Origin of the sequence: Metabacillus litoralis (assembly GCF_020524045.1) — a bacterium.
GTDB lineage: Bacteria > Bacillota > Bacilli > Bacillales > Bacillaceae > Metabacillus > Metabacillus litoralis_C.
On sequence record NZ_JAIVKL010000010.1, the window covers coordinates 113,760 to 126,902 of the forward strand.

At 32.5% G+C, this 13,143-nt stretch carries 14 protein-coding genes and 1 riboswitch; of the genes, 8 read left to right on the plus strand and 6 right to left on the minus strand.

Going from position 1 to position 13,143, the window contains the following annotated elements:
- Window positions 1-407: 407 nt before the first annotated feature.
- The gene (locus tag LC076_RS15985) at window positions 408-1,028 is read left to right on the plus strand and encodes an NAD(P)-dependent oxidoreductase (RefSeq protein WP_226670101.1); all 621 of its coding nucleotides are present in this window, start codon (window positions 408-410) and stop codon (window positions 1,026-1,028) included.
- Between the two features lie 363 nt (window positions 1,029-1,391).
- On the opposite strand, the gene LC076_RS15990 is transcribed toward LC076_RS15985, so the two are convergent.
- On the minus strand, window positions 1,392-1,709 hold the full coding sequence (locus LC076_RS15990; protein WP_226670102.1) for a YbjQ family protein: 318 nt from the start codon (window positions 1,707-1,709) through the stop codon (window positions 1,392-1,394).
- A complete protein-coding gene (locus tag LC076_RS15995; RefSeq protein WP_226670103.1) occupies window positions 1,690-1,893 on the minus strand; it encodes a hypothetical protein in 204 nt (67 codons plus the stop codon). The genes LC076_RS15990 and LC076_RS15995 overlap by 20 nt, the downstream gene beginning before the upstream one ends.
- A 215-nt stretch (window positions 1,894-2,108) precedes the next feature.
- On the opposite strand from LC076_RS15995, the gene LC076_RS16000 reads away from it, so the two are divergent.
- The 6 genes from LC076_RS16000 (at window position 2,109) to LC076_RS16025 (ending at window position 10,235) form a co-directional block, all read left to right on the plus strand.
- Entirely contained in the window at window positions 2,109-2,426 is a 318-nt protein-coding gene (locus LC076_RS16000) for a hypothetical protein (RefSeq protein WP_226670104.1), read from the plus strand.
- A 250-nt stretch (window positions 2,427-2,676) separates the two neighbouring features.
- Entirely contained in the window at window positions 2,677-3,189 is a 513-nt protein-coding gene (locus LC076_RS16005; RefSeq protein WP_226670105.1) for a universal stress protein, read from the plus strand.
- A gap of 117 nt (window positions 3,190-3,306) precedes the next feature.
- Window positions 3,307-4,617 carry a globin-coupled sensor protein gene (locus LC076_RS16010; RefSeq protein WP_226670106.1) on the plus strand — a complete coding sequence of 437 codons (1,311 nt, stop codon included), beginning with the start codon at window positions 3,307-3,309 and terminating at the stop codon, window positions 4,615-4,617.
- 202 nt (window positions 4,618-4,819) lie between these two features.
- Window positions 4,820-6,187: a Na+/H+ antiporter NhaC gene (gene nhaC / locus LC076_RS16015; protein ID WP_226670107.1), complete on the plus strand. Its 1,368-nt coding sequence runs from the start codon at window positions 4,820-4,822 to the stop codon at window positions 6,185-6,187.
- A 323-nt stretch (window positions 6,188-6,510) separates the two neighbouring features.
- Window positions 6,511-6,688, plus strand: a riboswitch (cobalamin riboswitch).
- A gap of 143 nt (window positions 6,689-6,831) precedes the next feature.
- Window positions 6,832-9,117, plus strand: a complete 2,286-nt coding sequence (locus LC076_RS16020) for a ribonucleoside-diphosphate reductase subunit alpha (RefSeq protein ID WP_226670108.1) — start codon at window positions 6,832-6,834, stop codon at window positions 9,115-9,117.
- Between the two features lie 71 nt (window positions 9,118-9,188).
- Window positions 9,189-10,235 carry a ribonucleotide-diphosphate reductase subunit beta gene (locus tag LC076_RS16025; protein WP_226670109.1) on the plus strand — a complete coding sequence of 349 codons (1,047 nt, stop codon included), beginning with the start codon at window positions 9,189-9,191 and terminating at the stop codon, window positions 10,233-10,235.
- 107 nt (window positions 10,236-10,342) lie between these two features.
- On the opposite strand, the gene LC076_RS16030 is transcribed toward LC076_RS16025, so the two are convergent.
- Complete coding sequence (locus LC076_RS16030; protein WP_226670110.1) at window positions 10,343-10,441, minus strand: YhdX family protein; 99 nt, start codon at window positions 10,439-10,441, stop codon at window positions 10,343-10,345.
- A gap of 272 nt (window positions 10,442-10,713) precedes the next feature.
- On the opposite strand from LC076_RS16030, the gene sda reads away from it, so the two are divergent.
- The gene (gene sda / locus LC076_RS16035; RefSeq protein ID WP_226670111.1) at window positions 10,714-10,878 is read left to right on the plus strand and encodes a sporulation histidine kinase inhibitor Sda; all 165 of its coding nucleotides are present in this window, start codon (window positions 10,714-10,716) and stop codon (window positions 10,876-10,878) included.
- A 67-nt stretch (window positions 10,879-10,945) separates the two neighbouring features.
- Here the strand turns inward: sda and LC076_RS16040 are convergent, their stop codons facing one another.
- The 3 genes from LC076_RS16040 to LC076_RS16050 all read right to left on the minus strand — a co-directional run bounded on the left by LC076_RS16040 (window position 10,946) and on the right by LC076_RS16050 (window position 12,895).
- Complete coding sequence (locus LC076_RS16040) at window positions 10,946-11,365, minus strand: universal stress protein (RefSeq protein ID WP_226670112.1); 420 nt, start codon at window positions 11,363-11,365, stop codon at window positions 10,946-10,948.
- A gap of 323 nt (window positions 11,366-11,688) precedes the next feature.
- A complete protein-coding gene (locus tag LC076_RS16045) occupies window positions 11,689-12,366 on the minus strand; it encodes an HAD family hydrolase (protein WP_226670113.1) in 678 nt (225 codons plus the stop codon).
- Between the two features lie 361 nt (window positions 12,367-12,727).
- Window positions 12,728-12,895 carry a transcriptional regulator SplA domain-containing protein gene (locus LC076_RS16050; RefSeq protein WP_226670114.1) on the minus strand — a complete coding sequence of 56 codons (168 nt, stop codon included), beginning with the start codon at window positions 12,893-12,895 and terminating at the stop codon, window positions 12,728-12,730.
- Between the last annotated feature and the right edge of the window lie 248 nt (window positions 12,896-13,143).

Genomic DNA, 13,143 nt, shown 5'->3' on the forward strand with positions numbered 1-13,143 from the left:
CTCTGTCGACTGGAAGCAAGTTGCTTTCGTAGGTTACACTCTATTTCATGAATATGTTGTTTATATAAGATTTCCTCAAGTATATTATTGGGAGGAAGCAAAAAAGAGAATATAATTGAACCAAAAAGAGTCTGGCACAATTTTTCCCTCTGTCGGTCTCTTTTTTGTTATGACTGTTTTTGGAACCGCCTTTATGAAGACTGTAGCTTCTTATAGGATCATTTCTTTTATTTGAAAGCCTATGTTAAAGTTTGTAGCAATGAAGGATTTTCCTACTTTCTATAAGATGCCAATAATACTACATAAAATACAACCATTATTTATTTACTCCCAAATGATGTATGATATGGAGAGTATGTATTCATAATTATTTTTAAAATTGTAAATTGGATCTTGAGGTGAATTTAATGAAAATTGCATTATTAGGTGCGACTGGTCGAGTTGGAAATGAAATTTTATCATTGCTATTGAATGCTGGGCATAGTGCTACAATATTAGTTCGTACACCTGAAAAAATACAGATTTCATCTCCATCATTAACAGTACTCAAGGGAGATGCAACGAAATATAACGACATCGAACAAGTTATAGTTGGATCTGATCTTGTGATTAGTGCCTTAAATACAGATGGCACAAATACTCTCTCAGTCGCTACTCCCTACATTATTTCAGCAATGAATAAATTTGGGCTGAATCGTCTAATCACAATCGGTACAGCTGGCATTTTACAGTCTCGTTTGGAGCCAGAAGAATATCGATTTCAATCAAGTGAATCTCGAAGAAAAACAACGAGAGCCGCTGAACAGCATTTAACCGTTTACCACCAACTGCAGGGAAGTAAATTAAATTGGACAATCGTGTGTCCAACATACCTCCCAGATGGGGAGCTTACTAAAAATTACCGCTATGAAGCTGACTTCTTACCTGAAGATGGTAAGGAAATTTCTGTTCAAGATACAGCTCATTTCGCTTTTCAACAAATAAAAAGTGAGGAATTTATGAAAAAGCGTGTTGGAATTTGTTATTAACATTTTTATGGGCTAGCTGACTAAATAGAACATATCGAACAGACCTCCACTGCTGGTCGCTCGCTAATATGAAGCTAAATAATATGAAGACCTATCCTTGTGCTTCAACTAATATTTGTTAACATCAGGATGGTAACGAGCAAAGCAACTTCACAACATTAGGGATTCAAAAAGTATACTGTTAATTCCACTAAAAAAGAAGGAAGTGGATGTCAAAGGTAATCCACTTCCTCCTTTCTTTCTTCGAAGATCATCCTATTTTCTCTGTCTGATTACAAGTGATCGTAGAAAATCACTCATAAACACCAATGCTTAGTCTTTTATCACTCGCTCTTAAGAGTATCTTTGTTTTATATTTTGCTATTACTCTTCTATGTACACAGCCGTGCCATAAGCGATAATTTCTGATGCGTTTTGCATAACAGCAGATGATTCTAATCTCATACAGACAATGGCATTTGCACCTTTTGTCTTTGCATCTTCTACCATTCTGCCAATGGCCTTTTGTCTAGCTTCTTCCATCATTTCTGTATATTCCTTTAACTCTCCACCAACGATGGTTTTTAATCCTGCCATAAGGTCTTTACCAATATGTTTCGATTGAACAGTACTTCCTCTAACAAACCCCTTATACTCTTTTGTTTCTTTACCAGGAACTGTTTCAGTAGTCACGATAATCACTTTCATCATCCTCCTTTTTTTCATCTAATCTAAGCTTAATAAAAGCAACAAGCAAGACAGCTAATGATATGAAATAAATAAAAAACAAGCCAATTGCAATCGTGATGTTTATAAATAAAAATATAATGCCAATAATCTGGGTGAAGACTGCAGTAATCATACTGATGTATTTTACTTTTTCCATCTTCAACTTCCTTTCATAACGCACTAATTTAACTATACCTTCTTTTTACAATATATTGAATTGTTTTATTAATAAAGAACTTATTTTTTCTAAATCCCTTCACAACAAATAGGACTTTATAATCATTTTATAATGAATGTGTTTTCATTTTTGGAAGTAGAGGTAATTAACGACTAACAAAACACAAATTACATTTTTGGATGGAGGAAACTAAAATGAACAAGCTATTAACTTTAAACTTGCAAGTAGAAAATCAGTTACGCATTGATCAAGTTATTAAAATGAATCAGCTTGCTAAATCATATAACGGTAAAATTTATTTACTAACTAAAAACAAAAGCGTGATCAACACTGGCAGCCTTCCTTCTCTCATTACATATCTTTTAACAGTGAAAAGTGGACAGGTGCTTAAAGTAGTAATTGATGGTCCTTTTCCTGAACTAAAACTAAACGATTTAAAACAGATATGTTCTTCAACTATTATGAGACAAAGTCAACAAGTATTACAACCTGCTATGAAAGTCAAAATATAAATTCGTTTCCTATTAGTGAGTTAAACAAATTTAGATTTATAAGGTGGTGTTTTATATGTTACGAACAATTTTTATGATTGTCGGCGCAATCGTAGTGATCGGATTTCTAATTGGTCTTATCTTTTAAAGGCTATAGAAATCAAAAATATTCTGTAATTCTTGTGTCAATAAAATGATCTATTAATTAAATGATTAGATTTATTTTAGAAGGGAATTAAACATATAACAAGTAAAGAAAGGATGATAAAAGATGAAAAAATTTCAACACTTAGTTGTCGCTTATGATGGAACGGACGATAGCAGAGAAGCACTAGAGCTTGGAATTGACATGAGTAAACAATTACAATCATCTCTTTCAGTTGTAAATATCCAAAAAGGAAGCACTTTTTCAGATGTAACCAGAAGTGACAGATCAGGTATGATTCCACCTTCTCATACCCCTCCAGTAGGAGGACTAAATAATTATCCAGTTGTTCCAGTACCAGTAGACAATCCAGATACTCGAAGTGACGAATATACTGAGAAGGAAGAAGCCTTAAAAAGTGAAGCTCAACGACTTTTAGATCAGAATAATATTGATGGACATGTTGAAGTTGCATACGGTGAACCATCAGATGAAATTGTCAACTATGCCAAAAATCATGATGGAGATTTAATTATCATTGGTAGTAGAGATATCAGTGGATTAAAGCGCTTAATATTTGGAAGTGTAAGTGAAAAGGTTTCACATCGTTCAACCATACCTGTGTTAATTGCTAAATGAAGTAGAGATTAAATTCTCTACTTTTTTTCATTTTCACAATCCTCTAAAACATTATCAATGTTAGCCGATATAACTAGTAAAGACAAATCTTTTAAAATGGCCAAAGGGGATTATTACATGGGAATTCTTTCTTTTAAAAAAGAAAAAAAGGCATCTACTACTTCATTTGCTCAAAACAAAAGTGAACTTTTATCACAAATTTCATTAAATATTAAAGAACAAGAGCTTCGTAAACAATTAGAAATGACTGGATTAACATCAGACGATCTTTATATTGCGCTTACTTTAAAGCCCTATATCCAAGAAAATATTGATTCTATTGTTACAGCCTTTTACTCTTCATTTGAAGCGAACGAGGGTCTTATTGACATAATCAATCAATATAGCTCAGTAGATAAATTAAAAGGTACACTTAAAGAACATATTTTAAAAATGTTTAACGGTCGCTTAGAAGATGACGATGTTGTTCGTATGAGAAGAATTGCTCATATTCATGTGAAAATAGGCCTTGAAGCAAAATGGTATATGGCCGCGTTTCAAAAATTATTTTCTTCCGTAATTGATACTATTGAGTCAAAGCTTTCAACTAAGGAAGACGTCATTTCAGTTGTTCATAGTTTAACTAAATTATTTAACTTTGAGCAGCAAATTGTGTTAGAAGCCTATGATAAAGAATATGCAAAGATTCAAACTGAAATTGATTCACAAAAGGAGCAAATTCGTTCTGAAGTTAATGGACTCGCCATACAACTTGCAGAATCTAGTGAAGAAACAAATGCGTTTATTCAAGAAATTCTTGCTCAATCAAAAGAAATTGCATCTTACTCCATTGATCGCTTTGAAGTTGCAGCTACAGCTGAAGATCAGGCTCATAACGGAAAGAAAGATTTAGAGAAGCAAAATGAATTAATGACATTTATTGAAAAAAGTACCGAAGACATTATCCAACAAATGAAATCACTAGAACAAACATCAGAAAAAATTAATAACGTCGTTGGAATCGTTACTTCTATTGCAGAACAAACAAACTTATTAGCCTTAAACGCTGCAATTGAATCAGCACGTGCTGGTGAATATGGAAAAGGATTTGCTGTTGTTGCAAGTGAAGTTCGAAAGCTAGCAGAAGAAACAAAAAATTCAGTACAAGGTGTTTCAAGCTTAATTACAAATATCCACTCACAAATAGATAGCATGTCTAATTCTATTAACAATGTAGCAGATCTGACAACAAAAGGTACAACACAAATGATCGAAATGAATTCATTTTTTGATTCAATTGTTGAAATTATGAACAATAATAAACAACAAAGTGAACAAGCAAAAACTGATTTAAACAATTTCACTACTATTATCAATGATGTATCAAATTCTATTTCTCAAATAGCTGACACTTCTGATAGTTTAAAGCAAATGGCAAAAAATATATAATAGCTATTTTCCCTGTAAAAGAGATCAACATTTTGTTGATCTCTTTTTTACACCCAATTAATATACCAAGAAACTAATTGATAAAATATATAACCATTAATTTAAGTTGTTATAGAAATGAATTGACATAATTTATTAGCTTGATATAATACTTTTATACAAGAAAGCAAAAAAGCGTTGAAGCTATAAAGGAGTCTTTTGTATGAAACAACATAAGGAAGGATTTATCTTCAAAGAAACTGTTTTTATTTTATTTTTAATATTAGCTATCATTTATACTAGTTTATTTATATGGAAAACTGAGCCACATATTGCATTATTAGCTTGTCTAATTGTAGTGAGTGCATTAAGTGTATTAAAAGGTTATAAGTGGAAAGAGATCGAACTGGGCCTTGTGAAAGGAATTCAGAATGGTGTTCAACCGATTATTGTTCTTGCTTTAATCGGAATATTAATTGGTGCATGGATGATCAGCGGCACGATCCCCACGGTGATGGCTTATGCCTTAACAAGCATCAACCCTAATTACCTACTAATTACATCCCTATTTTCTTGTATGGTTATCTCAAGTCTTGTCGGAAGTTCTTTTACTACTGTAAGTACTGTTGGTGTAGCTTTAATGGGTGCCGGAATGGCTATTGGTTTACCCGTTGAATGGGTAGCAGGTGCGGTTATTTCTGGTGCTTGTTTTGGTGATAAGATGTCTCCAATGTCAGACACTACAAACTTTGCGTCAGGCATTTCATCTGTTAAATTATTTACACATATTCGGCATATGACACATACAACAATTCCAAGTATCATCATAACAACACTAATCTTTTTCATACTCGGAAGACTCGCAACAATTGACACTGCTTCAATAAATGAAACGAAAAATATGGTGAGCATGATTAAAGATCACGTTTCAATTAGTAGTATTACGCTATTATCACCAATTTTGGTTATTATTCTAGCGATAAAAAAAGTTCCAGTTATCCCAGCTTTAGTTGTTGGCATTATAACAGGTGGTATGACAGCAATCGGCTTTCAAGAGGTGAAATTTGGTGAATTTCTTCAAGTTCTCCAAAACGGTACAGCTTTTCCAATTGATGATCGTGTTGTAAGTAATATGTTAAATCGCGGTGGCTTACAATCGATGATGTGGTCTATTTCCCTTATATTGGTCGCTTTTGCATTTGGAGGAATTTTAAATGCCCTCCATATTATTCCTACTCTTATAAAGGGCTTAATTTACCGGATTCATTCAAAAGGACAATTAATCCTATCTACCGCCGCTTCTTCTATTGGAGTAAATTTATTAACAGGTGAACAATACTTATCCATTTTAATTCCTGGTCAATCTTTTAAAGATTTGTATGACAATTTAAAAATTGATCGAAAGTATATGTCTCGTACGCTTGAAGATGCTGGTACTTTAATAAACCCTTTAATTCCATGGGGAGTCAGTGGTGCATTTTTTGCACAAACACTCGGAGTGCCAGTTATAGATTTTCTCCCTTTTGCCTTTTTCTTATATTTATCACTTTTCTTTTCAATTGGATTTGGCTTTATCAAAAGGAGAATATAACGTCTAAACTTAACATAGTTGAATACTAAATAAACTTGGCTGTTTTCACTTGTTGTTTTTGAATTAAATAGTAGGCAATAACGAGTTCATTCCACCCACTTGTTTCTCACTATAATTAATTTATTAGCAACAAGCTTAGAGAAAACAGTTTTTTTGTGATTAATAAACATCTATCAATCTCCTTTCTTCATTTTTCTATCAATCTAGATAATTTTCGACAATCACAAAGTATTTGTTGATAAATTTACCAAGGTGCTATATTATGTATATAGAAGATTAATTTACTATATATTGATAAACACTATTAAAATTTAACTACATATTGTATACAACGAGCTTTAGGCGCCTATGTGGCTGAAATGGGAATCTGGTGAAAATCCAGAGCTGTCCCCGCAACTGTAAATGTGACGAAATGAGAAAACCACTGTACACCATGTATGGGAAGGACTCAAATTAGGATGAGCATAAGTCAGGAGACCTACCTAATTACTTGTGAATGTTTCAATTTCTTCGGGGACTGAGAAGATGAAGCGATAGTAAGTAACTATGGATTTTTTATATCCAACTCTTCCTTCTCTGTCGTTTTATCTTTTCTTCCCTTAAACAGGAATGATTGATTATAACGAATAGATGGAGGAATACTAATGACTACTTTAACAACCCCAACAATCATCGACAAAACAAATGGTGATGAAGCTTTTGAAATGGACAAGCTTACATCATTTATTAGTAATATACAGCAACAATATCCCTCTCTCGAAATAGAAAATTACCTAAATCGAATTCAAACCACAATTTCCCAAAGAGATTCTTATACAACTGATCAGTTAACAAACCTTCTTATATTAGAAGGTTTATCACAAATCAATGAACATGAGCCAGAATGGACGTATTTCTGTGCCCAAATTTATTTATCAAAATTATATAAAGACGCTGCAGCTAATAGAGGCTATAACAAAGAAAAAAAATACGGTAATTTATATAACTTAATTACTACACTAGTTGAAAAAGGTCTTTATCATCCCAAATTACTTAAGGAATATAATAAGGAAGAAATTGAAAAAATAGGTTCTTTCGTTAAACCTGAACGAGATCAATTATTTACATATATAGGATTAAGAACATTAGCTGACCGCTATTTAACAAGAGATTTCTCTAAGCAATTATATGAACTACCACAAGAACGTTTCTTAATTATCGCTATGACACTTATGGCAAACGAAAAGAAAGAAAGACGTTTAGAGCTTATTAATCAAGCTTATTGGGCAATGAGTAATCTTTATATGACTGTTGCTACCCCTACCCTTTCAAATGCAGGTAAGCCTATTGGACAACTTTCTAGTTGTTTTATAGACACAATAGATGATAGCTTACAAGGGATTTTCGATAGCAATACAGATATTGCAAATTTATCAAAATCAGGTGGTGGCATTGGCGCGTATTTTGGCAAAATCCGCTCACGTGGAAGTGATATTAAGGGATTTAAAGGTGTTTCATCAGGTGTGATTCCTTGGATGAAACAGCTAAACAACACAGCTGTTAGTGTGGATCAATTAGGTCAAAGAAAAGGCGCCATTGCTGTTTATTTAGATGTATGGCATAAAGATATTTTCTCATTTTTAGATTCAAAGCTTAATAATGGTGATGAACGTATGAGAACACACGATTTATTTACAGGAGTATGTATTCCAGATTTATTTATGGAACAAGTTGAATCTCGTGGTGATTGGTACTTATTTGATCCACATGAAGTCCGTCAAGTTATGGGCTATAGCATTGAAGATTTTTTCGATGAAGAAAAAGGTAATGGTAGCTTCCGTGAAAAATATTGGGAATGTGTAGAAAATAACCAGCTTTCTAAAGAGAAAATACCTGCTATTGATATCATGAAACGAATTATGATTAGTCAATTAGAAGCCGGAACTCCATATATGTTTTATCGTGATGAGGTGAATAGAAAGAACGCTAACTCACATGAAGGCATGATTTACTGTAGCAATCTTTGTACTGAAATCACACAAAATCAAAGTGCAACAACAGTCGAAGAACAATTTACTGAAGATGGGAAAATCATTACAGTTAAAACTCCTGGTGACTTTGTTGTTTGTAATTTATCTTCTATTAACCTCGCGAATGCGGTGACAAATAATGTTTTAGAAGATTTAATACCTATTCAAGTAAGAATGTTAGACAATGTGATCGATTTAAATACGATACCTGTTCTTCAAGCTAAGCTCACAAACGCTAAATACCGAGCAATTGGATTAGGAACTTTTGGTTGGCATCATCTATTAGCACTTAAAGAATTGAGATGGGAGCATGATGAAGCAGTTCATTATGCTGATGAGCTTTATGAAAAAATATCTTATCTTACAATCAATGCAAGTTTGGAGCTTTCGAAGGAAAAAGGATCTTATTCCGTATTCAAAGGCTCTGATTGGGAGACTGGAAGTTATTTTGACAAAAGAGGTTACTCATCAAGCAATAGTAGTTTAGATTGGGACGCTTTACGACAAGAAGTAAGCGAACATGGCGTTAGAAATGGCTATTTAATGGCTGTTGCTCCTAATGCTTCGACATCAATCATTGCGGGAAGTACAGCTAGTATCGATCCTATTTTTCAGAAAGTATATTCTGAGGAAAAGAAAGATTATAAAATTCCGGTTACCGTTCCTGACTTAAATGCAACAACAACATGGTACTACAAATCTGCTTATTTTATTGATCAGCAATGGAGTATTTTACAAAATGCTGCAAGACAGCGTCATATTGATCAAGCAATTTCCTTTAATCTTTATGTTCAAAATTCAATTAAAGCAAAGGAATTATTGGATCTACACTTAGCAGCTTGGAACAATGGCTTAAAAACAACGTACTATTTACGATCAACTTCAAGTGAAATAGAAGAATGTGACTCATGTGCTAGTTAAGCTAGTTCATGAGTATCTCCTTCATCATTTATAGGTCTACTATAGAACAACAACTTAAAAGGTGTGATGAAATGAAACATACTATTTTAGAAAAACGTAAAATTATTGATGCAGAAGCTCCAAATCGTTCCACAGGGATTATTAATGGTTCAAGCTCAAACATTTTAAACTGGGATGATGTCGCTTTTCCATGGGCCTATCCAAGATACAAAAAAATGCTCGGTAATTTTTGGACTCCATTTGAAATTAATATGGCACAAGATATAAAGCAATATCCTAGTTTAACGGTTGAAGAAAAAGATGCTTTCTTAAAAATAATAGGATTATTAGCACTTCTTGATAGCATTCAAACAGATTATGCTGGGAAAGTTGCAGACTATGTAACAGATTCAAGTATAAACGCCCTAATGATTATTCTGGCTCAGCAAGAGGTTATACACAATCATTCCTATTCTTATGTACTGTCAAGCATTGTACCAAAGCAAACACAAGATGAGGTGTTTGAATATTGGCGTAACGAACCAATACTACGCAAACGAAATGAGTTTGTGACAAATGGTTATAAAGCATTCGCCGAAGAACCTACAATTGAGCATTTATTAAAATCAATTGTTTATGATGTTATTTTAGAAGGTTTATTCTTTTATTCGGGTTTTGCCTTCTTTTACAACCTTGCCCGAAATCAAAAAATGGTTGGGACAAGTACTATGATCAACTATATCAATCGAGATGAACAAATTCATGTGGATTTATTTGTTCAAATATTCAAGGAAGTTCTAAAGCAATATCCAGAATATGATACAAAAGAACTTGCTACATTTGTGAAAGAGACCTTCATTAAAGCGGCTGAACTTGAGATAGAATGGGGAAGATTTATAATCGGAAACAAAATGGATGGTCTAAACATGCAGGATGTTGAGGATTATATTAAATTTTATACTAATGTTCGCTGTAATCAATTAGGGTATGAACGACCATTTGATGGCTACCGTACTAATCCTCTAAAATGGATTAAAGCATATGAAGAAGTAGACTTAGGAAAATCTGATTTCTTCGAACAAAAATCTAGACAATACACAAAAGTAAATCATGCTGATAATGGTTTTGATGATCTCTAAGTTGTGCTTTTTATGAACTAGGAAAATAATTTTTCTCTTGAGATCTCATCCTTTTTTACCTACAAAAAAGGAGAACAATGGTTTTACATCGTTCTCCTTTTTTCTATTTAATTTTCATCTTCTTCATCTAAAAGTTTCGCTTCATATATCTCTTCATCTGTTTCAACCTTAATACTTTCTTCCACTCGGATTCTACCTTTACCCATTAAGATATCCCTCCTTTTGAAAGCTTATCCTTATTGTAATAGATACATCACAACAGTTAAACATAACAAAAGTACTAATCTAGTAAATAATGATAGAATTATCAGAAATATCTAATAAAAAAAATACTATAGTATTTTTTTTCGCAAATATCTACATTTTTTTACACTACGTTGTTTAGAACTTAAATCTTTGTGGTATAGATTAATAGATTATGCTAAGAGCAGGTTTAATCTATATCTATATTTCCAAAAAGAAAAAGGATGGTCTTAAATTGAGATTTTTAAAATTATCAGACAAGACACTGTTACATAGCTTTGAAGAAGCTAGTAGATTACAAATGAATCCTGAGTTTATTAAGTTGCTCGAAAAAGAGATAGATGATAGAGGGTTACATTTGCCAAACACACTTAAACAACAATTAGAAAGAATTAATTGAATTTTTTATAAGGCTGATCTGATATACTAGTCTCTACGATATCAGGTCAGCCTTTTTTGTCATTCATTTACTTAACAATCATTACAGGACATTCTACACGTTTCGCTATTTTATGACTTACACTACCTAGCACCATCTCTTGTAATGCATTGAGTCCTCTACTGCCCACTATTACTAAATCAAAATTTTCACTATTTGCATATTTTACAATTTCTGGACCTGGTTCACCTTTTAGCATTTTTACTTGAAAAGTAACATTTTCTTTCATAAACATTTGCTCTGTTGGTCTTAGCTTTCGAATTCGTTTTTCACTTATTGCTTCTTTATCACCTGCTGATAAAACATCTGATTTTGATGTTGAACCATCTACTACATAGATTACTGTGATAATCGCGTCAGAAGTTAATTTAGCAAGATCCGCTGCTTTTATTGCTGCACGTAATGCATGATCAGATCCATCAGTTGCTAATAATATTTTTTTAAACATCTTTACCCCTCCAATACCTTTTCTATTATTTAACAGGATAAATATAGATTAACATATAACTATATTTTAATTGCTTTTAAACTTCATTTATTACTGTTCTTGGTACTCAGTTGAAAAGATCTAGGTAAGATCTAAAAGCAAATGCTAAAATCACCGATTATTGAACATAGTAAATTACAAGCTATAGAATTTAAAAAACATACTAAGACATAACGTACTAATTAGCAAAAATTCCAAACAAAGTAATAGCTTAGCGGAGTATATTTCAGTAGCGACGTTAACTACACCTATAACCATTGTTCGGTTTCTATTTTGTTAAAATACTAATTTCCCAACCTCTTTGTTAGATTGCTCACTATTTCGTGAACCTCCATCAGATCTTCAATTATGTAATCTGCCTGAACGTGATCAAACTGATGATTTTTTTTCCAAATTGTCTTCATTCCAAGATTGCTAGGTGCAATAATATCATTTTCAGGATGATCTCCAATAAAAATACTTTCATTTGCACAAACATTTAAAGCTGATAATCCTTTTTTGAAGATTCTGGGATCTGGTTTCTTTACTCCTTCAATCTCTGAAATTAAGATTTTATCAAAGTAGCCTTTTATCTTTAATGCTTTTATATTATTCATTTGAAACGTTCCAAACCCATTTGAAATGATACCAAGTTTATATTTCTTTTTTTTGAGAATTTCCAATAACTCATGCAAATGGTTAAAGCCTATACAATGATCTTGAAAATATGTAAGATAATCCTCTAATAGTTCTCCTGCAGTTATACCCTCAATCTTGTATTCTTGAACAAGTTGTTCATATACTTTATCCTTCCAAACATATCCATGATTATCTAACTGAAGAAATCGATTTACATATTCCTCTACATTTATATTACCTAAATGTGAAGATAACCGATTGTATTGTTGAAAAATAAATTGTTTTACAGACTCATCACGATCCAGTAATGTTCCATCTAAATCAAAGAAAACCGCCTTAATCATAACAACTCCCCCACCTTTTTCACTTAATTTTACCATATATATCAAGTGGTAAATTTAAAATCATGAAAGAGGCTGGGACATAAGTATTTAAACTCATGATAAACCCGAATTATAAGGCGATTTTTAATTAATCATTCGTCTAATAATTCGAGTTTTTATTTACTGTCTTTAATTGATTTTATAATTTTGGTTAAAGAACTTAGTGGAATGGAGCGGAAGACACTCGACTCCTGCGGGTGCAGAGGAAAGCCAGTGTCTGCAGCGCAATGAAACGAACTTGTTTCTTTCAACTTAACTGAAATTTAGATTTATTCGTCTTCTTGTATGACATCTTTAATTATGTCCCAGCCTCTCTAAAACATTATTCTACTGACGATGAATCTTCAGAACTGGTTATGTCTTCATTTGAAAGTAAATGAAATGACTGGTTAAGAATGAGTGCTGAATGATTTTCCTCTTTTGGGTGCTGAACAACCTCCGCCTGAGCAAACACTTCATTATTATAAAAGTCTTTTTCTTTATTACTCAATATCTGTCATCCTTTCTTAGTGAAACTAAATTCAGTATCATTTTCCCCATTAGGAGTATCTTTATGTATGGCTCTTTTCTGAAGGATTGTTGCTATTTAACCTAATCACCTGTTAGTAACAATGTTTTTATCATATATAAGTACTATTCTAAGAAGAAAAGATGCCACTAGACTTTATACAGTGCTGTTTTCTTTATATGACTAAAAGCAACAAAGTTTACGAAAATTATGTATAGAAAGAGCTTTTT